Below are 25,491 nucleotides of genomic sequence, written 5' to 3' on the forward strand. Positions count from 1 at the left end.
TCGGCGACGCCGGCATCGACGTCGCCGCGGTGATGACCGACAACGGCGCCTGCTACCGCTCGCACGCCTTCCGCGACGCGCTCGAGGGCGCGCAGCACCGATTCACGCGCCCCTACCGGCCCCAGACCAACGGGAAGGTCGAGCGCTTCAACCGCACCCTCGCCGCCGAATGGGCCTACGCCGTCACCTACGCGTCAGACGCCGACCGCGCAGCCACCTACGCGGCCTGGCTCCACGCCTACAATCACCACCGACCCCACACCGGCATCGGAGGCCTCACCCCCGCCCAACGCGTTCACAACGTCACGGGGAACTACACCTAGGCCTCGCCGAGCAGCGCGCGCACGCGCGGCACCACCTCGGTGCCGAACAGCTCGATCGAGCGCAGGTTGTCCTCGTGGCTCGTGCCGGAGTCGTACTTGAGGTCGAAGCGCTCGACGCCGAGGGTCTCCTTCGCCCAGACGATCTTCTGCGCGACCGTCTCGGGGCTCCCGGCGAACATCGCGCCGTGCTCGGCCATCGACGCGTCGAACTCGCGCTCGGTGGCGTCGCCCCATCCGCGCTCCCGGCCGATGCGGTTGCGGTAGACCATCCACTGCGGCATGAGGATGCGCTTGGCCTCCGCGTCCGTCTCGGCCACGAGGCCGGGGGAGTGCATGCCGATGCGGCCGGGCGCGTGCCCGAACTGCTCCATCGCCTTCCGGTAGAGGCCCGCGAAGGGCGCGAACTGCGCGGGGCTGCCGCCGATGATCGCGAGCATCATGTCGAACCCGTGCCGCGCGGTGCGGATGACCGACTCGGGGGAGCCGCCGACGCCGACCCAGACGGGGATGCGGCCGCCGTGCTCCGCCGCGTGCGAGCGCGGGTAGACGGGCTGCTCGTGCAGCGGCGAGCGCAGCGTGCCCGACCAGGTGACCGGCTCCTCGCGCACGAGCGCTGCGAGCAGCTCGAGCCGCTCCTCGAACAGCGCCTCGTAGTCCTCGAGCCGGTAGCCGAAGAGCGGGAACGACTCCACGAACGAGCCGCGGCCCACGATCATCTCGGCGCGCCCGCTCGAGATGCCGTCGAGCGTCGAGAACTGCTCGAACACGCGCACGGGATCGTTCGACGAGAGCACCGTGACGGCGGTGCCGAGGCGGATGCGCTCGGTCGCCGTCGCGAGCGCGCCCAGCAGGATCTCGGGCGCGCTCGCCGCGAAGTCGTCGCGGTGGTGCTCGCCGACGCCGAAGAACGCGAGGCCCTGCCGGTCGGCGGCGACGCCCTCCGCGACGACGTCGCGCAGCACCTGCGCGTGGCTGAGCGGAGCGCCGTCGACGACGGGCACTGCGGCGAACGTGTGGACACCGAACTCGATGGGCATGGGGATCCTCTCCGCTCAGGCCAACCGGGGGAGCGCGCGGGGCATTCCGCGCAGAGGCAAGGGCCCGGGAGCGATCCCGGGCCCTTCCTCGTCGTGCGTCAGATCAGTGACCGTCGTGCTTCGCGGCCTCGAGCTCGCCGCGCGTGACGGGGCTGATGCGGTCCTCGAAGAACCAGCGGGTCATCGCTGCGCGCAGGTGCGTGCCCGGCGTGATGCGGCCCTTCGCGTTCGGGCGCACCATGACCGGCTCGTACGTGTCGAACGACTTGAGCCTCCACGACTCGTACTCGTCGAGCGGCTCGTGCACCTCGACGTACTCGCCGCCGGGGAGCCGCAGGATGCGGCCCGACTCGTAGCCGTGCAGCAGGATCTCGCGGTCCTTCTTCTGCAGGCCGATCGCGATGCGCTTCGTCAGGAAGTACGCGATCACCGGTCCGAGGATCAGCGTCGCCTGCAGCCACCAGGTGACCTGGAAGACGTTGAGGCGGAAGTGCGTCGCGATGAGGTCGGACGACGCCGCGGCCCACAGCACCGCGTAGAACACGATGCCCGCGGAGCCGATGGCCGTGCGCGTCGGGTTGTTGCGCGGGCGCTCGGCGATGTGGTGCTCGCGCTTGTCGCCGGTGATCCACTGCTCGATGAAGGGGTAGAACATGACGAGCACGATGAAGATGCCGAGCACCGCCATCGGGATGAGGATGTTCCACGAGAGCGTCATGCCCCACAGCTCAGACTCGAGCCCCGGCGCCAGGCGCAGGGCGCCGTCGGCGAAGCCGATGTACCAGTCGGGCTGCGTGCCGGCGGAGACCGGCGACGGGTCGTAGGGGCCGTAGTTCCAGATCGGGTTGATCGTGAACGTGGAGGCGATGAGCACCAGCACGCCGAACACGATGAAGAAGAACGATCCGGCCTTCGCGGCGAACAGCGGCATGATCGGCGCGCCGACGACGTTGTCGTTCGTCTTGCCGGGACCGGCGAACTGCGTGTGCTTGTTGATGACCATGAGCACGAGGTGCACGCCGATCAGCGCGATCACGAGCGCCGGCAGCAGCATGATGTGCAGCACGAAGAGCCTCGGCACGATGTCGACGCCCGGGAACAGGCCGCCGAAGAACAGGTACGAGATCCAGGTGCCCACGATCGGGATGCCCTTGACCATGCCGTTGATGATCGCGAGGCCGTTGCCCGACAGCAGGTCGTCGGGGAGGGAGTAGCCCGTGAAGCCCTCGGCCATCGCCAGGATGAACAGCACGAAGCCGATCACCCAGTTGATCTCGCGCGGCTTGCGGAAGGCACCCGTGAAGAACACGCGGAGCATGTGCAGGCCGATGGCGGCCACGAACAGCAGCGCCGCCCAGTGGTGCACCTGGCGCATGAGCAGGCCGCCGCGGATGTCGAACGAGATGTCGAGCGACGACGCGTACGCAGCCGACATCGCGATGCCCTTGAGCGGCACGTACGAGCCCTCGTAGTGCACCTCGGTCATCGACGGCTCGAAGAAGAACGTCAGGAACGTGCCCGAGAGCAGGATCGCGACGAAGGAGTACAGGATGACCTCGCCGAGCATGAACGACCAGTGGTCGGGGAACACCTTGCGACCGAGCGTCGCGACGAGCGTCGACATGCTCGTGCGCTCGTCGAGGTAGTTCGACGCCCTCGAGGTGAAGGTGTCGCGCGTTGCGGTGGAGGTCATGCTCGGTTCTCCGTCTCAGCGGCCGAGAGCGGGATGTGGCCCTCGTCGATGTGGTGCAGACGCTCGAAGTACGACGGACCGATGGGCTCGGTGAAGTCGCTCTGGGCGATCAGGTAGCCCTCGTCGTCGACCGTGATCGGCAGCTGGGGCAGCGGACGCTTGGCGGGACCGAAGATCACCTTGGCGTGGTCGGTCACGTCGAACGTGGACTGGTGGCAGGGGCACAGCAGGTGGTGCGTCTGCTGCTCGTACAGCGCCACGGGGCAGCCGACGTGCGTGCAGATCTTGGAGTAGGCGACGATGCCGTCGTACGACCAGCCGGCGCGGTCGGGCTGCTCGTTGAGGCGGTCGAGCGGCACGCGCACGAGCAGCACCGAGGCGAGCGCCTTCTGGTCGAGGTAGCCGCCGTCGTGGTCGAGGTCCTTGAGGTCCTCGGGGATCACGTGGAAGGCCGAGCCGATCGTGACGTCGGCGGCGCGGATGGGCGTGCCCGTCGGGTCGAGCGCGAGGCGCGTGCCCTGCCGCCACATGGTGTTGGAGATCGCCTCGACGGCGTCCTGCGCGGGGGCGAGGTCGCGGAAGAGCACGATCGCCGGCAGCGGCACGAGCGCGATGGCGCCGATGAGCGTGTTGCGGATCAGCGAGCGGCGCGTGAAGCCCGACTCCTGGTCGCCGAGCTGGAAGATCTCGACGGCGCGGGCGCGGCTCTTCTCGGAGCCGCGCGACGGGTGGCGCTCCTCGACGACCTCGTGCGAGCTCATGAGCTGGCGGGCCCAGTGCATGCCGCCGATGCCGATGCCGAGCAGCGCGAGGGCGATGGCGAGGCCGAGGAAGAGGTTGCTGAGGCGCACGCTCGTCATGTCGCCCTCGACGATCGGCACCGCGACATACGCGACGATCGCGAGCACGGTGCCGAGCATCGACACCAGGAACCAGCCGACGACCTGGCGCTCGGCGCGGCGCTCCTTTTCGGGGTGCAGGTCGGTCTGGCGCGGGCGGTGCGGCGGCAGGCCGGGGTTCTCGAACGCGTCCGACTGCTCGATGGCCGCGCCGCGGTCGTAGACGGCGACCTGCTGCTGCTCATGCCCGGCGTGGTCCTCAGCCGACATGCTGGTCCTCTCTGTGTCCTGCGTCATGATCAGTTCGGCTTCGAGGTGAGCCAGACCGAGACGGCCACGAGGCCGCCGAGGCCGAAGATCCAGATGAACAGGCCCTCCGACACCGGTCCGAGGCTGCCGAGGTCGAAGCCGCCCACCGACGGGTTCTCGTCGAGGTAGTCGAGGTACGCGAGGATCTCGCGCTTCTGCTCCGGGCTGATGTTGGCGTCGTTGAAGACCGGCATGTTCTGCGGGCCGGTGAGCATCGCCTCGTAGACGTGCGCCGGGTCGATGTCGCGCAGGTGCGGGGCCCACTTGCCCTCGGTCAGCGCGCCGCCGGCGCCGGCGACGTTGTGGCACATGGCGCAGTTGATGCGGAAGAGCTCGGCGCCGCGGGCGACGCCCTCCTCGTCGACCTGCGACACGTCGAGGAGCTCCTCCGACGGGACCTCGGGCCCCGGCGCGAGCGAGGCGACCCATGCGCCCATCGCGTCGGACTGCTCCTGCGTGAACATGGGGTCGCGCTGCTCGGCCTGCGGGCCGGAGTAGGCCATCGGCATGCGGCCGGTCATGACCTGGAAGTCGACGGATGCGGCGCCCACGCCGATGAGGCTCGTGCCGTTCTCGGTGCCCTCGGCGTTCAAGCCGTGGCAGGAGGCGCAGTTGGCGCGGAACAGCTCCTGGCCGTCCTCGACGGTCAGCTGCTGCGCGCGCGGAGCGGTGCCAGCCGGCTCGGCGTTGGCCACGGTGCTCACCGCCGCCGAGGCGCCGCCCGCGGCCACCAGGCCGATGAGGAGCATCGCCGCGCTCGCCAGGGGGTGCCTGCGGCCGGTCTTCTTACGAGTTGCCAATGTTGCTCACCAACCGATTACTTGAGCCAGTAGATGACGAGGTACAGGCCGATCCAGACCACGTCGACGAAGTGCCAGTAGTAGGAGATGACGTGCGCGCTCGTCGCCTCCTTGTGCCCGAACCGCTTCACCGCGTACGCGCGGCCGATCACGAACAGGAAGGCGAAGAGCCCGCCCGTCACGTGCAGGCCGTGGAAGCCGGTCGTGATGTAGAACGCCGAGCCGTAGGAGTTCGACGACAGCGTGATGCCGTGGCCGACGAGCACGACGTACTCGAACACCTGCAGGACGACGAAGACCGCGCCCATGGCGTAGGTGAGGTAGAACCACTCGACCATGCCCCACTTGGACAGCTGCAGCGCGCTGCCGGTGCGGAACGCCTGGTGGTGCTCCGCCGCGTTCGCACCCGCCTGGCAGGTGAAGCTCGACGCCAGCAGGATCGCCGTGTTGATCGTCGCGAAGAGCACGTTCAGCTGCTCGGCCTCGGTGGCGAACAGGTCGCCCGACATCGAGCGGAGCGTGAAGTAGATCGCGAACAGGCCGGCGAAGAACATGACCTCGCTGCCGAGCCAGACGATCGTGCCGACCGCAACGGTGTTCGGCCGCCTGATCATCGGCGCCGACGGCGACGTGGAGAGCGCAGTAGTGGACACGACATCCATCCTAGTGACAGATCGGCCCGGGGTCCGGACCCGGACGGCCAGCGTGCCGCGCGAAGATAGGCTGGAGCAATGGATCGTCTCTTGACCTGGCCATGCGTGCTCGAGACGCTGCTGGAGGGCGAGGATCTGGCGATCCGGCAGGCCGAGTGGGCGATGGCCGAGGTCGTCGCCGGCCGGGCCTCCGAGGCGCAGATCGCGGGCTTCCTCATCGCGCTGCGCGGCAAGGGCGTGGTGGCCGAGGAGCTCGTCGGGTTCCGCGACGCGATCCTCGAGGCGGCGGTGCCGCTCCCGGGCGAGTCGCGGGTGGTCGACATCGTCGGCACGGGCGGCGACCGGCAGCACACCGTCAACATCTCGACCACAGCGAGCATCGTGGTCGCGGGCGCCGGCGTGCCGGTGCTGAAGCACGGCAACCGCGCGGTCTCGTCGTCCTCCGGCGCATCCGACGTGCTCGACGTGCTCGGCGTCGTGCCCGCGAGCGACGACCCGGCCGAGGTGCGGCGCATCCTCGAGGCCGCCGGCATCTCGTTCGCCTGGGCGATGCGCTTCCACCCCGGCTTCCGCCACGCGGCCCCGGTGCGGGCGCAGCTCGGCGTGCCGACGGTCTTCAACTACCTCGGACCGCTCGTCAACCCGGCGCGCCCGGAGGTCTCGGTCGTGGGGGTCGCCGACAAGCACATCATCGAGCAGTTCGTGGGCGTCTTCGCGACCCGCGGCGCGACGGCGCTCGTCGTCCGCGGCGAGGACGGGCTCGACGAGCTCACCACCACCGGCCACTCCGAGCTGTGGGAGGTCTCGCGCGGCGACGTCGTCGAGCACGACATCGACCCGCGCGAGCTCGGCATCCCGCGCGCGAGCCTCGACGACCTGCGCGGCGGATCGCCCGAGCACAACGCCGAGGTGCTGCGCCGCACCATCGCGGGCGAGCCCGGGCCGGTGCGCGACATCGTGCTGCTGAACGCCGCCGCGGCGCTCGTCGCGTGGCGGCTCGAGAGCGACCCGCGCCAGAAGGACCGCCCGCTCAAGGAGCGCATGGCCGAGGAGCTGGCGACCGCGACGGCGTCGATCGACTCGGGCGCGGCCGCCCGCACGCTCGAGGCGTGGCGCGCCGCCGCCGCGGGCTGAGCGGGTGAGCGGCACCGCGACCGAGCACCACCGGGTGCAGCGGCAGGCATCCTGGTCGGGCGACGAGGTCTGGCACACCTGGCGGCTCGGCTGGGCCGACCGCAGCTCGCGCTCGCTGCTGCTCGCCGCGCTCGCCGTCGGCGGGCTGCTCGCGTGCTACGGGCTCACGCTGCTGCTCCACCGGCCGCCGGCGATCGTGCCCTCGGTCACGCTCCGCGGCATCGGCGTGCTGCTGCTGATGCTCGCCGCGGTCGTCGCCCCGGCCTCGCTCGGCTACCGCATCGGCGCGGTCTTCTGCATCGTGCTGTACGCGATCGCGCAGGTGCCGATCGTGCTCATGCAGTCGACGACGCTGCTCGGCGCCACGACGTACGGCGCGTTCGACGCGATCGACTTCCTCGCCGGCGGCGCGCTCATCGTCGCGTGGATGCTCGTGCGGATGCGGCACCCCTTGACGATCCTCATCGTCGTGCTCGGCTACGCGACCGCCGGCGCCGCCTTCTTCGGGCGGGCGCTGCCGCTGCTGCGCCCGCGCCTCGCCGCCGACCCGTGGGCCGAGCAGGTGTCGATCGCCGACGAGGCGCTCGTGCGCTCGGTGCTGCTCGCGCTGCTGCTGGGCCTCGTGCTGCTCGCGTGGTGGCTCGACGGGTGGATGCGCGCACTGCTGCCGGTCGCGAACGTCGCCGAGCCGCACGGCTCGGGGCGCGCATCGCGCACGGGGGAGCGGCCGCGGCTGCGCTCCGCGCTCATCCTCGCGCTCGCCGGCCTCGACCTGCTGGCCATCGCGGTCGCGATCTCGGCGAAGCAGCCGGTCGCGCGCGGCCGGCTCTCGGAGGACGACGACTGGTGGGCATCGATCGTGCTCGCGGTCTCGACGGCCAGGGCGGCGATGGTGATCCTCGGCATCGCCGCGGCGATCATCTGGATCACCGACCCGCAGTACCGCGCCCTCTGACACCGCGCCCTCTGACACCGAGCGCTCTGACACCGAGCGCTCCGACGCGAGGAGGGGGCGGCCGCAGCCGCCCCCTCCGATCACCCTCCGGCTCGAGGGATCACTCGACGTCGTCGTCGACCCAGTCGAGGGTCTTCTGCACGGCCTTCTTCCAGTTGCGGTAGGTGCGGTCGCGCGCCTCCTGCTCCATCTGCGGCTCCCAGCGGCGGTCCTCCTGCCACTGCTGGCGCAGCTCGTCGAGCGAGCCCCAGAAGCCGACCGCGAGGCCGGCCGCGTAGGCGGCGCCGAGCGCGGTCGTCTCGGCGACGACCGGGCGGATGACCGGCACCCGCAGGATGTCGGCCTGGAACTGCATGAGCGTGTCGTTGGCGATCATGCCGCCGTCGACCTTGAGCTCGGTGAGGTCGACGCCCGAGTCGGCGTTCACCGCGTCGACGACCTCCGCCGTCTGGAAGGCGGTCGCCTCGAGGGCCGCCCGCGCGATGTGGCCCTTGTTGACGTACCGGGTGAGGCCCACGAGCGCGCCTCGCGCATCCGGCCGCCAGTAGGGGGCGAACAGGCCCGAGAACGCCGGCACGAAGTACGCCCCGCCGTTGTCGTCGACCGACTTCGCCAGCTGCTCGACCGCCGGGGCGTCGGGGATGAGGCCCAGGTTGTCGCGCAGCCACTGGATGAGCGAGCCGGTCACCGCGATCGAGCCCTCGAGCGCGTAGTGGGTGGGCTCGTCGCCGATCTTGTAGCCGACGGTCGTGAGGAGGCCGTTCTTCGAGTGGACGATCTCCTCGCCGGTGTTGAAGATGAGGAAGTTGCCCGTGCCGTAGGTGTTCTTCGCCTCGCCCTTGTCGAACGCGGCCTGGCCGAAGGTGGCCGCCTGCTGGTCGCCGAGGATGCCCGTGATGGGCGTCTCGCGCAGCAGCGACTCCGAGGCCGCGACGCCGAACTCGCCCGACGACGGCTTGATCTCGGGGAGCATCGAGCGCGGCACGCCGAAGTCGGCGAGGATCGCGTCGTCCCACTCGAGCGACTCGAGGTCCATGAACAGCGTGCGCGACGCGTTCGTGACGTCGGTCGCGTGCACGCCGCCGTTGACGCCGCCGGTGAGGTTCCAGAGCACCCAGCAGTCGGTCGTGCCGAAGAGCAGGTCGCCCGCCTCGGCCGCCTCGCGCGCGCCCTCGACGTTCTCGAGGATCCAGACGATCTTCGTGCCCGAGAAGTAGGTCGCGAGCGGCAGGCCGACCTTCTGCTTGTAGCGGTCGGTGTCGCCCGCCGCGAGGCGGTCGACGATCTTCTGCGTGCGGGTGTCCTGCCAGACGATCGCGTTGTAGACCGGCTCGCCGGTCTGCTTGTTCCAGACCACCGCGGTCTCGCGCTGGTTGGTGATGCCGATCGCCTTGACGTTGTGGCGGGTCACGTTGGCCTTCGACAGCGCCTGGCCGATCACCTCGCGGGTGTTGTTCCAGATCTCTTTCGGGTCGTGCTCGACCCAGCCGGCCTGGGGGAAGATCTGCTCGTGCTCGAGCTGGCCGGTGGAGACGATGCTGCCGGCGTGGTCGAAGAGGATGGCACGGGTGGAGGTCGTGCCCTGGTCGATGGCGATGACGTAGTCGTTCACCGGAACTCCTTCGTTTGGTGGTGGATGCGTGCAGGGAAAGAGGAGGGGAGGGGGCGATCCGCCCCCTCCCCGTCGATTCAGGCCGCCGCGATCGTCGCGATCAGCGCCGGCGCGGCGAGCCCTGCGAGCACGCCGCCGATGATCGGGCCGGCGACCGGGATCCACGAGTAGCCCCAGTCGCTGTCGCCCTTGCCGCGGATCGGCAGCACCGCGTGCGCGATGCGCGGTCCGAGGTCGCGGGCGGGGTTGATGGCGTACCCGGTGGGTCCACCGAGCGAGGCGCCGATGCCGACGACGAGGAGCGCCACAGGGAGTGCGCCGAGCGCGGCGAGGCCGGCGGGCACGCCGTCCTCCGTGCCGTTCTGCGCGCCGAAGCCGATCACGACGAAGACCAGCACGAAGGTGCCGATGATCTCGGTGATCAGGTTCCAGCCGGTGTTGCGGATGCCGGGGCCGGTCGAGAAGGTGCCGAGCTTGGCGCCCGGGTCCTCCTCGATGTCGAAGTGCTGCTTGTAGGCCAGCCAGCAGAGCACGGCGCCGAGGAAGGCGCCGAGGAACTGGCCGCCGAGGTAGGCCGGGAGCGCCGCCCAGTTGTACTCCGCGCCCGTCGCGAGGGAGTTCGCGAGCAGGCCGAAGGTCACGGCCGGGTTGATGTGCGCGCCCGAGTAGATGGAGACGGTGACACCGGCGAACACCGCGAGGCCCCAGCCGAAGTTGATCATCAGGAAGCCGCCGCCGAAGCCCTTGTTGCCCTTCAGCACCACGTTGGCGACCACGCCGCAGCCGAGCAGGACGAGCATCGCGGTGCCCACCAGCTCGGACAGGAAAATCAGACCGATGTTCGGATCGTCCACAGGACCCTGCTTTCTCGTCCACGGGCCTCATCGCCCGTACCGCCCGCTCGGGTGGTATCGCCACTGTAACCAGCAATGGGTTGGCTGTGTGGAGTCGATTGGAGGATGTCTCAGATGATCCGTCGAGTTTCCAGCGGTCGAGGCGTAGCGTGAGCACAGACCCGCTGTCGTCCGAAGGAGAGCCACCGTGAAGAAGCTCATCAACGACCCCGCCAAGACCGTCGACGAGGGCCTCGCAGGCTTCGCCGCCGCTCATGCCGACCTCGTGCGAGTGGTGGTCGACCCGCCGTTCGCCGTCGTGCGCGCGGATGCGCCGGTGGCGGGCAAGGTCGGGCTCGTCTCGGGCGGCGGCTCGGGCCACGAGCCCCTGCACGCGGGCTTCGTCGGCTTCGGCATGCTCGACGCCGCGGTGCCGGGCGCCATGTTCACGTCGCCGACGCCCGACCCCATCCTCGAGGCGACGAAGCAGGTCGACGCCGGCGCGGGCGTGCTCCACATCGTCAAGAACTACACCGGCGACGTGCTGAACTTCGAGACCGCCGCCGAGCTCGCGCTCGCCGAGGGCATCGAGGTGCAGTCGGTCGTCGTCGACGACGACGTCGCGGTCAAGGACTCGCTCTACACGGCCGGCCGGCGCGGCGTCGCGGGCACGCTCCTCGTCGAGAAGCTCGCGGGTGCAGCCGCCCAGCGCGGCGACACGCTCGACCAGGTCGCCGAGGTCGCGCGCACCGTCAACAGCCGGGTGCGCTCGATGGGCATGGCGCTCGCGCCGTGCACCGTGCCGCACGCGGGCGAGCCGAGCTTCGACCTCGGCGACGACGAGGTCGAGATCGGCATCGGCATCCACGGCGAGCCCGGCCGCGAGCGCATCGCGCTCGAGCCCGCCGACCGCATCGTCGACCGCCTCATGGAGCCGATCCTCGAGGACCTGCCCTTCTCGAAGGGCGACCGGGTCGTGCTGCTCGTCAACGGCATGGGCGGCACGCCGCTGTCGGAGCTCTACATCGTCTTCCGTCGCGCGGCCGAGATCCTCTCCGAGCGCGGCATCGAGCTCGCCCGCTCGCTCGTCGGCTCCTACGTCACGAGCCTCGAGATGCAGGGCGTGTCGATCACGCTCCTGCAGGTCGACGACGAGCTGCTCGACCTCTACGACGCGCCGGTGCAGACCGCGGCGCTCCGCTGGGGCCGCTGAGGTGGCCGAGCAGCACCTCGACGGCGCCTGGACGCGACGCTGGATCGAGGCGGTCGCCGCCGCGGTCTCGAGCCGCAAGGCCGAGCTCACGGCGCTCGACCGCGCGATCGGCGACGCCGACCACGGCGAGAACCTCGACCGCGGCTTCCAGGCGGTCCTCGGCAAGCTCGACGCGCTCGACGACGGCGCGACGCCCGGCGCCGTGCTGAAGCTCGTCGCCACGACGCTCATCTCGACGGTCGGCGGCGCCGCCGGTCCGCTCTACGGCACCGCGTTCCTCAAGGGCGCGATGGCGGCGGGCGAGCGCGACGCGCTCGATGCCGCGGGCCTCGTCGAGGTGCTCACCGCCGCGCGCGACGGCATCGTCGCGCGGGGCAAGGCCGAGCTGCAGGACAAGACGATGGTGGATGCGTGGACGCCGGCCGTCGACGCCGCCGCGGCAGCGGGCGACGACGTGCGCGCCGTGCTCGAGGCGGCCGCGGAGGCCGCCCAGGCCGGAGCCGTCGCCACCGAGCCGCTCGTCGCCCACAAGGGGCGCGCCTCGTACCTCGGGGAGCGGGCGATCGGGCACCGCGACCCGGGCGCCGAGTCGACCGCGCTCATGCTGCGCGCCGCCGCGGAGACGCGGTGACCGTCGGGCTCGTCGTCGTCTCGCACTCCGCCCGGATCGCGGAGGGGGTGGTCGAGCTCGCGGCGCAGATGGCGCCGAGCGTGACGATCGCGGCCGCCGGCGGCACCGACGACGGTGGCATCGGCACGAGCTTCGACCGCATCCAGGCGGCGCTCGCCGAGGCGGAGTCCGGCGACGGCGTCGTGGTGCTGTGCGACCTGGGCTCTGCCGTGCTCACGGCCGAGACCGCCCTCGAGCTCGCGGAGGCGCCCGAGCGCATCCGCATCGCCGACGCGCCGATCGTCGAGGGCGCGGTCGCCGCCGCGGTCGCCGCCGAGTCGGGCGACGGGCTCGACGCGGTCGTCGCCGCCGCCGAGGCGCGGCAGGCGGAGGCCGCGCCCCCGCAGGCGGGCGACGAGCCCGCGGGCGAGGCGCAGCGCCTCGAGCTCGTGCTCGAGAACGAGCACGGGCTGCACGCCCGCCCGGCTGCCGAGCTCGTGCGCACGGCGAGCGGCTTCGACGCCGCCGTCACCGTCGAGGGCGTCGACGCGAAGAGCATGCTGCGCGTGCTCGCGCTCGGGCTCGATCGCGGCTCGCGCGTCGTGTTCGAGGCGACGGGCCCCGACGCCCGCGACGCGCTCGCCGCGATCGAGGCGCTCGCGCGGAACCGCTTCGGGGAGTAGCCCGGCTCAGCCGGTGACGTGCACCGCGAACTCGTCGGCGGCGGCACGCGCGCGCACGAACGAGCAGAGCGGCCGCACGCGCTTGCCGTCGGCGATGGTGGCGCGCAGCGCCGCATCGACGAGCTGCGAGCCGACGCCGCGCCCGCCGAACGACGGGTCGACCTCGGTGTGCACGAAGGAGCGCACCCCGTCGGCGTCGCGGTAGTCGGCGAAGCCCGCGAGGGCGCCGTCCAGGTGCGCCTCGAACCGGCGCGCCTCGGCGTTGTCGACGATCTCGATCTGCTGCTGCTGGTCCATGGCGGTCACGCTACCGCCCTAGGCTGATCCGGTGGCAGCGACAGGGACGACTCGGCTCGCGACCGCGCTGCTCGTGGCCCTGACGATCGTGTGGGGCTCGACCTTCTTCCTCATCCGCGACCTCGTGCAGCACGTGCCGTCGCTCGACTTCCTCGGCGTGCGGTTCCTGCTCGCCGCCGTCGTCATGACGCTCATCGCATGGCGGTCGATCGCCCGGCTCGGGCGACCGCTGCTGCTGCGCTCGGCCGCGCTCGGCGGCCTCTACACCGCCGCGCAGATCCTGCAGACGATCGGCCTCGAGACGACCCCCGCATCCGTCTCCGGGTTCCTCACCGGCCTGTACGTCGTGCTCACGCCGCTCATCGCCGCGCTCGCGCTGCGCCACCGCATCGAGCGCAGCACCTGGGTCGCGGTCGCCGTCGCCGCCGCGGGCCTCGTCGTGCTCACCCTCACCGGCATCTCGTTCGGCGTCGGCGAGGCGCTCACGCTCGGCGGGGCGCTCGCCTACGCGCTCCACATCATCGCCACCGCGCGTTGGGCCACGACCGAGCACGCGCTCGGCATCTCGATCGTGCAGCTGTGGGTCATCGGGCTCGTATGCCTCGCCGGCGGCGCGCCCGACGGCATCACGCTGCCCGACACCGGCGGCCAGTGGCTGTCGATGGCGTACATGGTCGTCTTCGCCTCGATCGGCGCCATGTGGGTGCAGACGTGGGCGCAGGCGCAGATCAGCGCCACCCGGGCCGCGGTCATCATGACCGCCGAGCCGGTGTGGGCGACGGCGTTCGCGATCGCGTTCGGCGGCGAGCAGCTCACCTGGCGGCTGCTCGTCGGCGGCGGCATGATCCTCGGCGCCATGTACGCCGTCGAGCTGCTCGCCGCGCGCCGGCACGCGACCGCGACGCGCGACGAGACGCCGACGGGCGCGATCGACGCGCCCGTGCGCATGCCGGGGGAGTAGCGGCCGCGCCAGCAGACGTGCGGCATGCTTGACCCATGCAGCTGGACCCGCGACGCATCCTGATCTTCCGCACCGTCGCGCGCGAGGGCTCCGTCTCGGGCGGGGCGCGCGCGCTCGGGTGGACGCAGCCCGCCGTGAGCCAGCACATCCGGCTGCTCGAGGAGGAGGTCGGCCAGGCGCTGCTGCTGCGCTCGTCGACCGGCGTCACGCTCACCGAGGCCGGCCAGCGGCTGCTGCGCCACGCCGACGGCATCGCGGGGCTGCTGGGCTCCGCCGAGGCGGAGCTCGCGTCGCTCGCCGAGGGCGCCGGCACGGTCACCATCGCCGCGTTCCCGTCGGCGCTCGCCGACTTCGTGCCCCGCGCGATCGCGGCGGCGCGGGTCGCCGTGCCGGGCCTCACGGCCCGCGTCATCGAGGTCGAGCCGCCCGAGGCGATCGAGGCGGTGCTCGCCGGAGACGCCGACGTCGCGGTCGCCTTCGAGTACGACGAGCTGCACGACGAGGTGCAGCTCGCGCGCATCGAGCTCGGCCCCGACCCCTCGCGCATCGTGCTGCCGCGCGACCACCCGCTCGCCGACGGCCGCCCTGTCGACATCGGCGACCTCGCGAGCGCCGACTGGGTGGGCGGCTGCGAGCGCTGCCGGTCGCACCTCGAGGCCCTCGCCGCTGACGCCGGCTTCGCCCCGCGCATCCAGTTCGAGACCGACGACTTCGTCGCGGCGCAGTCGTTCGTCGCCGCCACCGGCTCCGTCACGCTGCTGCCCGACATGGCGCTGCGGGTGCTCACGCGCGACGACGTGGTGGTGGCGCCGCTCGCCGACGGCTCAGGCCGGACCGTCTCCCTGCGCCACCGCCACGGTGCGGAGCGCGTTCCCGCGGTGCAGACCGTGCTCGACGCCATGCAGCGGCTCTGGAGCGAGCGCGTCGGCTGACGCCTCGCCGAGCGCGATCCGCGCGAGGGCGGCCGCGTGCTGCTCGCACGAGTCGATGAGCGGCACGCGCGCGTCGCTCGCGTCGACGAGCAGCATGATCTCGGTGCAGGCGAGCACGATCGCCTCGGCGCCCGCGTCGGCGAGCGCGGCGAAGGCGTCGCGGAAGGCCGCGCGCGACGCCTCCGTCACGACGCCGCGCGTGAGCTCGTCGAAGACCATGCGGTCGAGCTCGACCTGCGCGGATGCGTCGGGCACGACGGCGCGGATGCCGTGCGCGGCGAGGCGGTGGGCGTAGAAGCGCTCCGACATGACCCAGCGCGTGCCGACGATGCCGAGCGTGCGAGCGCCGACCGCGCGTGCCGCGTGCGCGACGGCGTCGGCGATGTGCACGAGCGGCACCCCGATGGCGGCCTCGACCTCGGGCGCCACCTTGTGCATGAGGTTCGTCGCGATCGCGATCGAGCCGGCGCCCGCGCGCTCGAGGGCCGCCGCCTCGCGGGCGAGGATCGCCGCGGCGCCCGGCCAGTCCTCGCGCAGCTGGCAGTCGCGCACCTCGGCGAAGTCGACGCTCGCGAGCAGCATGCGGGCGGAGGCGTGGCCGCCGCGCACCGCGGCGACCCGCTCGTTGATCGCGCGGTAGTAGTGGGCGGTGGAGTGCCAGCTCATGCCGCCGAGGATGCCGAGGGGTGCGGGGTGCATGCCGTCCACTCCACCACCCACAGTGGGCATCAGTCCAGCCTGTGTTGCTCAGCGCTCGGATAACCGTCGCTTATACGTCGGCGACGCCGAGCCGGAGGCGCTGCTGCAGGCTGAGCGCGAGCAGGGCCTGCGCCGCCGCGTACGGGATGAGCACCGCGAACGCGCGCAGCGCATCCGGCATCTCGAGCACGAACAGCCCGAAGCCCTGGATGAGGTCGGTCGCGAGCAGCAGCAGGCCGCCCACGAGGCCCGGGGTGTCGATGGCGGCGAACGCGGCGAGGCCCGCGAGCACGAGCGCGTACACGAGCACGGGCACGGCCAAGGGTCCGGCGTTCGCGGCGATCACGGTGCCGGCGAGCAGCGCCACGAACGCGTAGCCGGGCGCAGCCCAGCTCCAGGCGAGCGAGCGCCGCCGCGTCGGCCACAGCGCCGCGAGGTAGACGAGGTGCCCGGCGAGGAAGAGCCCCAGCAGCACGATCGTGATGGCCGTCGCGGCGCCCAGGCCGTCGCCGAGCGCGCACAGCACGAGCGCGGCGACGTGCCAGCGGCCCACCGCGTGGCGGAGCGCCCCGATGAGCACGAGCGCCACGGCGATGGGGGTCGCGAGCGCCCACATGAGCGCCTTGCGCGTGAGCTCGAGCAGCCCGGCGTCGCCGATCTCGAGCCCCAGCAGCAGCGCGGCGCCGACGTTCGCGGCGAGCGCGATGCCCGAGCACCAGAACGCGAGGCGCAGCGGCCGCGGCACGCCCACCGGCCCGCCCGCGGGCGGCCCGGCGCGCAGGCCTGCGGTCGGCGTGGCGGACATGCCGCCATCGTTCCACGCCGAGCGCGGTGGGCGGGGCCGGGCTGTCGCCGTGTCGGCGAGCCGGGTGGGCGGTCGGTGGCAGAGTGTCCGCGTGCACGACAACCCGTTCCGGCCCGGCTTCGGCATCTCGCCGCCCCTGCTCGCCGGCCGCGACGCGCTGCTCGCCGAGTGGCGCGAGGTGCTCGGCCTCGGCGCGTGGTCGCCCTTCCGCGCCGCGCTCGTCACGGGCATGCGCGGGGTCGGCAAGACGGTGCTGCTCAACGCGGTCGAGGACGAGGCGCGGGGCCGCGGCTGGACGGTCGTGCACGGCACGCTGCACGTCGGGCTCGTCGAGGCGCTCGAGCGCGACCGGCTGCCGGCGCTGCTGCAGGCGCAGGATCCCGAGGCCTACGCCCGCGAGCTCACCGGCGTCACGCTGCCGCAGCTGGGCGGCGCGACGACCCAGGTGGTGCCGCAGTACCCGCGGGAGCCCCGGCTCGAGAGCATGCTCGCGCGGCTCGTCGAGCTCACCGAGGCGCGCGGAGCCGGCGTGCTGCTCTCGCTCGACGAGGTCGCCGTCGAGTCGATGCAGGAGCTGCGCCGCATCGCGATCGCGGTGCAGCACCTGCTGCGCGAGGACCGCCGCGTCGCGATCGTCGCGGCCGGCGTGCCCGCCTCCATCGCCGCTGCGCTCGAGGCCGACGGCCTCACGTTCTTCCGCCGCGCGCAGCAGGTGCGGCTCGACACCCTCACGCTCGCCGAGGCGCGAGCGGCGATCGCCGAGCCGGTGCGCGCCCACGGCCGCTCCATCGGCGAGGCGGCGCTCGAGCGCGCGGCGCGCGCGAGCGAGGGCTACCCGTTCCTCGTGCAGACGATCGGCGCCCGCGCGTGGGAGCACCGCCCCGCCGACGACGAGATCACAGCGGATGCGGTCGAGCACGCCGTCGAGGTCGCCTACGCGACGATGGGCGAGAGCGTCATCGTGCCGGCGCTGCGCGGCCTGTCTGGCCGCGACCGCGACTACCTGCTCGCCATGGCCGAGGACGACGGGCCGGCGACCACGGCCGACGTCGCCGAGCGGATGGGCGCGACGAGCGGCAACGCCGGCAGGCAGCGCGCGCGGCTGCTCGATGCGGGCGTCATCGTCGTGCCCGGGCGGGGACTCGTCGACTTCGCCATCCCGCGCATGCGCGAGCACCTGCGCGAGCATCCGCACGACGCGCAGCTGGGGCTCCCGACCGCCGCCCGCCGCACGTTCCGCGACTGACGCCCGTCGGCTACGCTCATCACGTCAGGCGCCCTCGCGCGCCGGTCTCGAGAAATGGGACCACGCGCATCCGCGCGCGACACACACGAACCCCATCGTCGAGGTTCCGTGCCACGTCGCGCCGCACCCGCTGCCGCGACCGTGGATGAGCCTCCGTCCCGCCCTGGAGTGCCCGTGTCCGACACCACCACCGTCTCCGCCGCCGTCGCCGCCGAGCTCGAGCAGCACGCGTCGCACGTCTTCGCCCTCATGGGCAACGGCAACGCCTGGTTCCTCGACGCCGTCGTGCGCCGCGGCGCCATGCGCGTCACCGCCGTGCGCCACGAGGCGGCGACGGTCGCCGCCGCCGACGCCTGCTTCCGCGCGGGCGGCGGGCTCGCGATCGCGACCACCACCTACGGGCCCGGCTACACGAACGCGCTCACGTCGCTCGCCGAGGCCGCGCAGGCACGGGTGCCGCTCGTGCTCGTCGTCGGCGACCAGCCGACCACCGGGCCGCGGCCGTGGGACGTCGACCAGGCCGCGATCGCGGCCGCGGTCGGCGTCGAGACGATCGTCGTCGGCACCGGCGACGCGCGTGCCGCCGCCCGCCGCGCGGCGCAGGCGGCCCTCGTGGAGCGCCGCCCCGTCGTGCTCGCGCTGCCGTACGACCTCGCCCACCGGCCGGCGGAGGAGGAGACCGGTGACGTGGCCACGGCGGAGCGCGCGCCCGTGCCGCCGTTCATCGCGATCGACGCCGAGCAGCTCGCGGGCGTGGCGGCGCTGCTCGACGCCGCCGAGCGGCCGCTGCTGCTCGCCGGCCGCGGCGCGCACCTCGCGGGCGCGGCCGAGCCGCTCCGCGCGCTCGCCGCGCGGCTCGGTGCCCGCACCGCCTCCAGCGCGCTCGGCAGCGGCGTCTTCGCCGCCGACCACCGGCACCTCGGCATCTCCGGCGGCTTCGCCTCCGAGCGCGCCGCCGCCGCGATCGAGCAGGCGGATGCGGTGCTCGTCGTCGGCGCGGGCCTCAACCAGTTCCAGACGCGGTTCGGCGACGCCTTCGCGCCCGCCGCCCGCATCGTGCAGGTCGATGTGCTCGACGCAGCCACGAACCCGCGGGTCGACGAGCTCGTGCGCGGCGACGCGCGCCTCGTCGCCGACGCGCTGCTCGCGCTGCTCGGCGACGGCGACGCGCGCGGCGACGAGGGGTGGGCCGCGGCCGGCCTCGGCGACGTCACGGGCATCCACTTCGAGCGCGAGGCGGGGGAGCCGGCCGCGCCCGACGGGCGGCTCGACCCGCGCAGCCTCTTCCACGCGCTCGAGCGCATCCTGCCCGACGACCGCGTGGTCGTCTCGGACGGCGGGCACTTCATCGGGTGGGCGCCGACGCACCTGACGATCGCCGACCCCGAGCGGCTCCTCATGGTCGGCACCGCCTTCCAGACGATCGGGCTCGGCTTCCCGAGCGCGGTGGGCGCCGCGGCGGCCCGGCCCGACGACACCCTCGTGCTCGTCTCGGGCGACGGCGGAGCGCTCATGGCGCTCGCCGACCTCGACAGCGTGGCGCGCACGGTGCGCCGCGGCGTGGTCGTGATCGTCAACGACGCCGCCTACGGCGCCGAGATCCACCAGTACGCCGTGCGCGGCGTCGCCGAGCAGCCCATGCTCATCGACCAGGTCGACTTCGCCGCGCTCGGCCGCGCCGTCGGCGCCGAGGGCGCGGTGATCGAGACGCTCGCCGACCTCGCGCAGCTCGAGGCCTGGCTCGCGAGCGGCGCCGAGGGCGTCTTCGTCGCCGACTGCCGCGTCTCGCAGCAGGTCGTCGCGCCCTACATGCTCGAGATCGTCGAGGCGGCGACCCGCGCCGCGGCCCGGTAGGTCACGCCGGCTCGTCGCCCTCGAGGGCGACCGGCTCGTCGCCCTCGTGCGCGACCGGCTCGTCGCCGCCGAGCGGCCGGTCGCCGAGCTCGAGCAGGCGCCGCAGCAGCTCGAGCACCTCCTCCGGCAGCAGCGGCTCGGCGACCGTCACGTCGCAGCGCGTCTCGACCGTCACGCGCCACAGCGGCGCGTCGGGCATCGCCTGGCCGTCGAGCGCCTCGAGGGCACCCGAGGCGACGAGGGTGTCGAGCCGCTCGCGATCCGCGCCGGGGATGGCCTCGAGCTCGAGCACGGCTGCGCGGGTGCGGCCGAGCATGCCGCCTGAGCGAGCGACCCGCACGGCGTCATGGGCCGCATCCGTCGGCGCCGCATCCGTCGGCGCCGCGCCGTCGCCGTGCGCCGGTCCGACCGCAGGCTCGAGCACGCCGACGGCCTCCCACGCGGCCCGCACCGCGCCGGTCTCGCGCGCGTCGTCGCCGTAGCGCGTGGCCGCCGCGGCGAGCGTGGCCTCGGCGAAGTCGCGGAAGCCGGCCGTGCGGGGGAGCGGGCCCGTGAGGGCGTCCATCCAGATGCGGCCCGGCGCCTCCCACGCGTGCCCGCCGATGGCGGTCGCCGCGAGGTGGAAGGCACGGTTGGGGATGCCGGAGTTGATGTGCACGCCGCCGAGGTCGTCGGTCGTCACCACGAGGTCGCGCATGTGGCCCGGCTGCGGGTCCTTGCCGAGCACCGGGTCGTCGAACGCGGTGCCGGGGGCGGCCATCGACCGGAGCGCCACGCCGCGCACGCGCTCGGTGAAGACCCCGGCACCGATGAGCCAGTCGGCCTCGTCGGCGCGCTGGCCGAGCGAGTGCTGCTTCACGAGCGCGCCGAGCACGTCGGCGATCGACTCGTTGAGCGCCCCGGGCTCGTCGCGGTAGACGAGGTCGGCGGTCGCGGAGATCACGCCGTGGCCGAGCTCGTGGCCGATGACGTCGACCGCGCCGGTGAAGCCAGCGAAGACCTCGCCGTCGCCGTCGCCGAAGACCATGCGCTCGCCGTCCCAGAACGCGTTGTCGTAGCGCTGCCCGTAGTGCACCGTCGCGAGCAGCGGCATCCCCGCCCCGTCGAGCGAGTCGCGCCCCAGCGCCTCGAAGAGCACGCGCCACGAGTCGCCGAGCCCGTCGAAGGCCTGGTCGGCCGCCGGGTCGCCGGTGGCCGGGTCGCCCTCGGTGCGCACCGGGTCGCCGGGCAGCGCCGTCGTGCCGCGCGCGTCGCTCACGATGCGGTGGGGCGCGGGGCGCTCGCCAGGCACGCGCGCGGGGGCGGGGGCGCGCAGCCCGCGATGCGCGGGCGCGGCGGCGCGCTCGGCGCGGATGCCGCGGTCGAGGCCGAGGGTGTGCGCGGCGACCGAGGCGGCGGGGCTGCCCGCCGCGGCGAGGCGCTCGAGCAGGAACGGCGGCACGATGCCGTGCCGCGCGGACGGGTGGGGCGCGCCGTCGGACTGCCGCTCGCGCAGCGCGCGCGCGATGCGCGGCGCGATGATCGCCGCCCAGTGCCGGTAGCCGGCCGCCGACGGGTGGAAGCCGTCGGATGCGTGCAGGTGCGGCTCGAGGATCGCGGGCGTCGGCAGGTGCAGCACGTGCGGCTCGGCGGCGGCGATCCGCTGCAGCACGTCGTCGAGGCTGCGGGCGTGGCCGCCGATGAGGGAGCGGATGGGCTGCGGCAGCCACTCGAACGTGTCGATCTGCGGCGCGCCGGCGAGGCCGAGCACGCCGCCGGGCGCGAGGCGCTGCTCGAGGCCGTCGACGAGCCCGCCGATCGCGCGCGCGAACGCGCGTCGGCTGACGAGCTGCAGCGCGTCGTTCGCGCCGACCAGCAGCACGATCGCGTCCCACGGGGCGTCGTCGGGCGCGCCGACGGCGGGCAGGTGCCGCTCGAGCACCTGCGCGGCATTCGAGCCCTCGAGGCCCTCGATGCGCCACGCGACCGGGCGGCCGCGGTAGCCGGCGACGAGCGCGGCGGTCTGCACGGCGAGGCTGTCGTCGAGCCGCTCGGCGCCGACGCCGGTCGCGGTCGAGTCGCCGATGACGAGCAGCCGCAGCGGCGCGCCGTCGCCCTCGCCGACGGTGCCCGCGCGCGTGCCCGCGGGCTCCGGCAGCCACACGAGCCCCGACTGCAGGCGCTTCGCCTGCCCCAGCAGCACCGGGGCGAGCGCGAAGGCGGCGGGGCGGGCGAGGCGGTGGAGCGCGCGCTCCGCGCGCCGGGCGGCGACCGCCGCGGTCGCCCCGATCCGTGCTGCCAGCTGCATCCCGCACCCCTTCGCCTCGTGAGACGCCGATGCTACTCGGCGGCGCTGACGCGGTCGTCAGCGGCCGAGGCGCATCCGCACCCGCACCGGGTCGCCGACCAGGATGCCCTCCGCGCGCTGCACGACCACCTTGAGCGGCAGCAGGTAGCCGCGGTCGCGCGGGAACAGCGAGGTGGTGAAGGTCGTGCCGCCGACCGTCGCCTCCACGGGGATGACGCCCCACCCGTAGGTGAGCTCGCGGGCGCTCTCGGCGATCAGCTCCGACTCGTCGGCGGGCACGGGTGCGAAGACGAAGGGGGCGGGGCCGCGCCACTCGATCGCGGTCGTGCTGAACTCGAGCTCCACCGTCGGCACGCTACTCCTCGGGCAGCCGGCTGCATCCTGCAGCGCGCCGGCGGGGTCGGGGTAATGGCCGTCGCCCCGATAGCCTGGAGCGCATGTCGCGAAGCGCCGCCGTCAGCATCTCCGTCCTCGTCGGGGCGATCGTCCTCATCGTCGCAGCCGCGCTGCTGATCGTGCGCCCGTGGGAGCCGAGCACCGCCGCGCCGGCGTCGGCCGCGGCGAGCGGCCCGCCCGCCGAGCTCGTCGACGACACCACGCACATCCTCGACGACGCGGGGGAGGGCGCACCCGTCGTCGTCGAGTTCCTCGACTACGAGTGCCCCGCGTGCGGCCAGTTCCACCCCATCGTCGAGGAGCTGCGCTCGACCTACGCGGGCGAGGTCACCTTCGCGGTGCGCTACTTCCCGCTCCCGAGCCACGACGCGGCGATCCCAGCGGCGCTGGCGGCCGAGGCGGCCGCCCAGCAGGGGCAGTTCGAGGCGATGCACGAGCTGCTCTTCGACCGCCAGCAGGAGTGGGCCGGCACCGAGGACGCCGCGGCGGTCTTCCGCGGCTACGCCGAGGAGCTCGGCCTCGACCTCGAGGCCTACGACGCCGCCGTCGCCGACCCCGCGACGCTCGACCGCGTCGCGCTCGACGCCAACGCCGGCATCTCGCTCGGCGTGCAGTCGACGCCGACGTTCTTCGTCGACGGCGAGCAGCTCGAGCTGCGCGACTTCGCCGACCTCGAGACGGCGATCCAGGCGGCGCTCGAGCAGTAGGCCCGGTTCCCGAGCGCGCCTCGGCAGGGCAGCCGCCGACGGCCCGACGGGGAGGAGGAGCCGCCGGCGGCTCGACGCGAGGCCGACGACCGACGCCATCCGCCCTCTGTCGCGAGCGACGCTAGCTGGCTCGCCCGGCCGGGCGGAATGGGCAGTTCTCCCCGCCGGGAGCTCGTTGCCTCCGCAGGTGCCAGGATGGCGACGTGCCGCGCCGTCGGAGCCTCGGAGCGCTGGCCGCCGCGTGCCTGCTGGCGGTCGCGCCGCTCGGCTGCGCGGGCGCGCCCGCGCCCGACGAGGGGCCCGCTCCCGACGTGCTCGTCGAGCTCGTGCAGCTGCGCGGCGACGTCGCCTCCGGGCACGTCGAGCTGCGCGTCACGAACCGCGGCGACCGCGAGCTCGTGATCGCCTCGGCGGCCTACGAGTCGAGCCGCTGGAGCGCTCCGATGGTGCGCGACGACGAGGCGCGCATCCCGCCCGGTGCGCGCCGCAACCTGCGCCTGCCGCTGCCGGAGCCCACGTGCGACGCGGGCCCGCTCGAGCATCGCGCGACGCTCCGCCTCGCCGACGGCCGCGAGCTCGAGGCGGAGCCGACCGACCCCTACGGGCAGCTCGAGGCGCTCGACGACGCCGTCTGCGACCTGCGCGCCTTCGAGCGCGAGGTGGCCGGGCTCGCGTGGGGCGAGCCCGACATCCCGGAGGACGGCTCGCGGCCGGCGGCGTTGCGGGTGGAGGTGACGCCGGTGCCGGGCGACGGCGAGCCGCTCGGGCGGCTCGAGGCGATCCCCGCGACCGTGCTCCTCGCGCTCGAGGCCGACGGCGAGCGCGCCGAGGCGCTGCCGCTCGGCATCGAGCTGCGCGCGGGCGCGGCGCCCATCGCGGTGCGGGTGCCGCTCGTGCCCGGCCGCTGCGACCTGCACGCGGTCGCCGAGGACAAGCAGGGCACGCTCTTCCGCATCCGCGCCGAGCACGGCGACCGGCCCGTCGACCTCGTGCTCCCGAGCCCCGACGCGCAGCGCGACGCGCTGCTCGACTGGGTCGTCGCCCGCTGCGCTGCCCTGCCCTGAGCGGCCGCCGTCAGCGGCCCTGCGCTGGGCTCAGTCGCGCGCGGCAGCCCGCAGATCGATGCGCGACGTGCCGATGCGGTCGCCCGCCTTCCACTCGTCCCAGCCGGGCTGGTCGGCCATGAACGCCTCGACCTCCTCCTTCGACGCGCGCAGGTGCGGGTCGTGACGCAGGTAGTGCCGCGTCTCGCGGGCGACGAGGCCCGAGAGGATGAGCAGGCCGATGAGGTTGGGCAGCGCCATCAGGCCGTTCGCGACATCCGAGAACGACCACACGAGCGACAGCTGCGTCGTGCAGCCGATGAAGACGACCGCCGAGAAGAGCACCCGGAACGGCATGACCCAGCGCCGCCCGAGCAGCCGCTCGACGTTGCGCTCGCCGTAGTACGACCAGCCGAGGATCGTCGAGTAGGCGAACATCAGCAGGCCGAGCGTCACGATCCAGTGGCCCCACTCGCCGGGCAGGCCGGTGCTGAACGCCTCGCCGGTCATGAGCGCGGCGCTGATCGGCTCGCCGGTCGCCTGGTCGACGTCGTCCCAGACGCCCGTGACGACGATGGTGAGGCCGGTGATCGAGACCACGATCAGCGTGTCGATGAAGGTCTGCGTCATCGACACGAGGCCCTGGCGCACGGGGTGCGTCGTGCGGGCCGCGGCGGCCGCGATCGCCGCGGAGCCGAGTCCCGACTCGTTCGAGAACAGGCCCCGCGCGACGCCGTACTGCACGGCGATGATGAGCACCGACCCCGCGAACCCGCCGACCGCGGCCGTGCCCGTGAACGCATCCGTGAAGATCTGCGCGATCGCCGCCGGCAGCCCGCCGAGGTTCGCGCCGAGGATGTACAGGCCGCCGAGCACGTAGAGCACGATCATGACGGGCACGAAGCCGGCGGTGACGCGGCCGATCGACTTGATGCCGCCGACCAGCACGACGAGGGTGAGGACGGCGAGGATGATGCCGGTCACCCAGGTGGGCACGCCCCAGCTGCTGTCGACGTTCGTCGCGATCGAGTTGCCCTGCGTCATGTTGCCGATGCCGAAGCAGGCGACGATGGTGAAGACGGCGAACGAGAGCGCGAGGACCTTGCCGAGCGGGCCCGGGATGCCCTTCTGCAGGTAGTGCTGCGGGCCGCCCGACTTCTCGCCGGCGTCGTCGGTCGTGCGGAACCGCACGGCGAGGTAGGCCTCGCTGTACTTCGAGGCCATGCCGACCAGGCCCGTCACCCACATCCAGAACAGCGCGCCGGGGCCGCCGATGCCGATCGCGGTCGCGACGCCGACGATGTTGCCGGTGCCGACCGTCGCCGCGAGCGCCGTGGTGAGCGCCTGGAACTGCGAGATGTCGCCCTCGGCGCCGTCGTCCTTGCGCTGGAGGAGACCGAGCCGCAGCCCCGCGCCGAGCTTCAGGAACTGCAGCCCGCCGAGCCGGATCGTCAGGTAGAGGCCGGTGCCGACCAGCAGCGGGATGAGGAGGAACGGGCCCCAGATGATGCCGCTCAGGGCATCGAGGGCGGTCTGCAGCGGCTCGAGGTTCATGGGCGCTTCCGGTGTC

The 25,491-nt window shown here is 73.3% G+C and carries 25 protein-coding genes; 12 read left to right on the top strand and 13 right to left on the bottom strand.

Translation table 11 applies throughout. The features are described from left to right. Positions 1–323, top strand: a 323-nt coding sequence (locus tag FQ330_RS05825) for an integrase core domain-containing protein (RefSeq protein ID WP_146355990.1), incomplete at its 5' end; no start/stop codon positions are given. Here FQ330_RS05825 and FQ330_RS05830 read toward each other — a convergent pair. From FQ330_RS05830 to ctaE, 5 genes are all read right to left on the bottom strand, one after another. After that, positions 320–1,360 (bottom strand): LLM class flavin-dependent oxidoreductase, encoded by a 1,041-nt coding sequence (locus FQ330_RS05830; protein WP_225792712.1) that lies wholly within the window; start codon positions 1,358–1,360, stop codon positions 320–322. The two genes, FQ330_RS05825 and FQ330_RS05830, sit on opposite strands and share 4 nt — an antisense overlap. Before the next feature lie 103 nt (positions 1,361–1,463). Further along, positions 1,464–3,053 carry a cytochrome bc1 complex cytochrome b subunit gene (qcrB, locus tag FQ330_RS05835; RefSeq protein WP_128189950.1) on the bottom strand — a complete coding sequence of 530 codons (1,590 nt, stop codon included), beginning with the start codon at positions 3,051–3,053 and terminating at the stop codon, positions 1,464–1,466. Then, a complete protein-coding gene (qcrA, locus tag FQ330_RS05840; RefSeq protein ID WP_146355994.1) occupies positions 3,050–4,162 on the bottom strand; it encodes a cytochrome bc1 complex Rieske iron-sulfur subunit in 1,113 nt (370 codons plus the stop codon). Before qcrA ends, qcrB begins: the two co-directional genes overlap by 4 nt. Before the next feature lie 29 nt (positions 4,163–4,191). Then, positions 4,192–5,001 (bottom strand): cytochrome bc1 complex diheme cytochrome c subunit, encoded by an 810-nt coding sequence (gene qcrC / locus FQ330_RS05845; RefSeq protein WP_449683387.1) that lies wholly within the window; start codon positions 4,999–5,001, stop codon positions 4,192–4,194. A gap of 17 nt (positions 5,002–5,018) precedes the next feature. Continuing rightward, positions 5,019–5,663: an aa3-type cytochrome oxidase subunit III gene (ctaE, locus tag FQ330_RS05850; protein WP_128189953.1), complete on the bottom strand. Its 645-nt coding sequence runs from the start codon at positions 5,661–5,663 to the stop codon at positions 5,019–5,021. 69 nt (positions 5,664–5,732) lie between these two features. Here ctaE and trpD point away from each other — a divergent pair, with 69 nt between their 5' ends. Beyond that, positions 5,733–6,788, top strand: coding sequence for an anthranilate phosphoribosyltransferase (trpD, locus tag FQ330_RS05855; protein WP_146355996.1), 1,056 nt, complete (start codon positions 5,733–5,735; stop codon positions 6,786–6,788). A 4-nt stretch (positions 6,789–6,792) separates the two neighbouring features. Next, positions 6,793–7,743 carry a hypothetical protein gene (locus FQ330_RS05860; protein ID WP_128189955.1) on the top strand — a complete coding sequence of 317 codons (951 nt, stop codon included), beginning with the start codon at positions 6,793–6,795 and terminating at the stop codon, positions 7,741–7,743. A 100-nt stretch (positions 7,744–7,843) separates the two neighbouring features. Here the strand turns inward: FQ330_RS05860 and glpK are convergent, their stop codons facing one another. Further along, on the bottom strand, positions 7,844–9,355 hold the full coding sequence (gene glpK / locus FQ330_RS05865; protein WP_146355998.1) for a glycerol kinase GlpK: 1,512 nt from the start codon (positions 9,353–9,355) through the stop codon (positions 7,844–7,846). Between the two features lie 77 nt (positions 9,356–9,432). Next, positions 9,433–10,209: an MIP/aquaporin family protein gene (locus FQ330_RS05870; RefSeq protein WP_128189957.1), complete on the bottom strand. Its 777-nt coding sequence runs from the start codon at positions 10,207–10,209 to the stop codon at positions 9,433–9,435. Positions 10,210–10,396: 187 nt separating this feature from the next. Here FQ330_RS05870 and dhaK point away from each other — a divergent pair, with 187 nt between their 5' ends. The 3 genes from dhaK to dhaM are packed head-to-tail and all read left to right on the top strand — an operon-like array spanning position 10,397 to position 12,694. Further along, positions 10,397–11,401: a dihydroxyacetone kinase subunit DhaK gene (dhaK, locus tag FQ330_RS05875; RefSeq protein ID WP_146356000.1), complete on the top strand. Its 1,005-nt coding sequence runs from the start codon at positions 10,397–10,399 to the stop codon at positions 11,399–11,401. Position 11,402: 1 nt separating this feature from the next. Next, positions 11,403–12,032 (top strand): dihydroxyacetone kinase subunit DhaL, encoded by a 630-nt coding sequence (gene dhaL, locus FQ330_RS05880; RefSeq protein ID WP_146356002.1) that lies wholly within the window; start codon positions 11,403–11,405, stop codon positions 12,030–12,032. Next, a complete protein-coding gene (gene dhaM / locus FQ330_RS05885; RefSeq protein ID WP_128189960.1) occupies positions 12,029–12,694 on the top strand; it encodes a dihydroxyacetone kinase phosphoryl donor subunit DhaM in 666 nt (221 codons plus the stop codon). The genes dhaL and dhaM overlap by 4 nt, the downstream gene beginning before the upstream one ends. A gap of 6 nt (positions 12,695–12,700) precedes the next feature. Here dhaM and FQ330_RS05890 read toward each other — a convergent pair whose 3' ends face one another. Beyond that, entirely contained in the window at positions 12,701–12,991 is a 291-nt protein-coding gene (locus tag FQ330_RS05890; protein WP_128189961.1) for a GNAT family N-acetyltransferase, read from the bottom strand. 31 nt (positions 12,992–13,022) lie between these two features. On the opposite strand from FQ330_RS05890, the gene FQ330_RS05895 reads away from it, so the two are divergent. Further along, positions 13,023–13,952, top strand: a complete 930-nt coding sequence (locus FQ330_RS05895) for a DMT family transporter (RefSeq protein ID WP_128189962.1) — start codon at positions 13,023–13,025, stop codon at positions 13,950–13,952. 35 nt (positions 13,953–13,987) lie between these two features. Further along, positions 13,988–14,884, top strand: a complete 897-nt coding sequence (locus FQ330_RS05900; protein WP_146356004.1) for a LysR family transcriptional regulator — start codon at positions 13,988–13,990, stop codon at positions 14,882–14,884. Here the strand turns inward: FQ330_RS05900 and FQ330_RS05905 are convergent. Together FQ330_RS05905 and FQ330_RS05910 are read right to left on the bottom strand one after the other, a co-directional pair. Next, on the bottom strand, positions 14,777–15,583 hold the full coding sequence (locus FQ330_RS05905) for an aspartate/glutamate racemase family protein (protein ID WP_146356006.1): 807 nt from the start codon (positions 15,581–15,583) through the stop codon (positions 14,777–14,779). The genes FQ330_RS05900 and FQ330_RS05905 overlap by 108 nt on opposite strands. 70 nt (positions 15,584–15,653) lie before the next feature. Continuing rightward, complete coding sequence (locus FQ330_RS05910; protein ID WP_164877199.1) at positions 15,654–16,388, bottom strand: lysoplasmalogenase family protein; 735 nt, start codon at positions 16,386–16,388, stop codon at positions 15,654–15,656. A 91-nt stretch (positions 16,389–16,479) separates the two neighbouring features. On the opposite strand from FQ330_RS05910, the gene FQ330_RS05915 reads away from it, so the two are divergent. After that, positions 16,480–17,634, top strand: coding sequence for an ATP-binding protein (locus FQ330_RS05915; RefSeq protein ID WP_164877198.1), 1,155 nt, complete (start codon positions 16,480–16,482; stop codon positions 17,632–17,634). A gap of 174 nt (positions 17,635–17,808) precedes the next feature. Next, complete coding sequence (locus FQ330_RS05920) at positions 17,809–19,488, top strand: thiamine pyrophosphate-binding protein (RefSeq protein WP_225792713.1); 1,680 nt, start codon at positions 17,809–17,811, stop codon at positions 19,486–19,488. 1 nt (position 19,489) lies between these two features. Here FQ330_RS05920 and FQ330_RS13690 read toward each other — a convergent pair whose 3' ends face one another. Both FQ330_RS13690 and FQ330_RS05930 read right to left on the bottom strand, forming a co-directional pair. Next, the gene (locus tag FQ330_RS13690; RefSeq protein ID WP_146356010.1) at positions 19,490–21,775 is read right to left on the bottom strand and encodes a protealysin inhibitor emfourin; all 2,286 of its coding nucleotides are present in this window, start codon (positions 21,773–21,775) and stop codon (positions 19,490–19,492) included. 57 nt (positions 21,776–21,832) lie between these two features. Continuing rightward, positions 21,833–22,129: a DUF1905 domain-containing protein gene (locus tag FQ330_RS05930; protein ID WP_318655685.1), complete on the bottom strand. Its 297-nt coding sequence runs from the start codon at positions 22,127–22,129 to the stop codon at positions 21,833–21,835. Between the two features lie 83 nt (positions 22,130–22,212). On the opposite strand from FQ330_RS05930, the gene FQ330_RS05935 reads away from it, so the two are divergent. Both FQ330_RS05935 and FQ330_RS05940 read left to right on the top strand, forming a co-directional pair. Continuing rightward, on the top strand, positions 22,213–22,878 hold the full coding sequence (locus FQ330_RS05935; RefSeq protein ID WP_146356012.1) for a DsbA family protein: 666 nt from the start codon (positions 22,213–22,215) through the stop codon (positions 22,876–22,878). Between the two features lie 203 nt (positions 22,879–23,081). Beyond that, a complete protein-coding gene (locus FQ330_RS05940) occupies positions 23,082–23,942 on the top strand; it encodes a hypothetical protein (protein ID WP_146356014.1) in 861 nt (286 codons plus the stop codon). A gap of 30 nt (positions 23,943–23,972) precedes the next feature. Here the strand turns inward: FQ330_RS05940 and FQ330_RS05945 are convergent, their stop codons facing one another. Beyond that, the gene (locus tag FQ330_RS05945; protein WP_146356016.1) at positions 23,973–25,475 is read right to left on the bottom strand and encodes an alanine/glycine:cation symporter family protein; all 1,503 of its coding nucleotides are present in this window, start codon (positions 25,473–25,475) and stop codon (positions 23,973–23,975) included. Between the last annotated feature and the right edge of the window lie 16 nt (positions 25,476–25,491).

The sequence above is a fragment of the Agrococcus sediminis genome (genome assembly GCF_007923295.1).
GTDB lineage: Bacteria > Actinomycetota > Actinomycetes > Actinomycetales > Microbacteriaceae > Agrococcus > Agrococcus sediminis.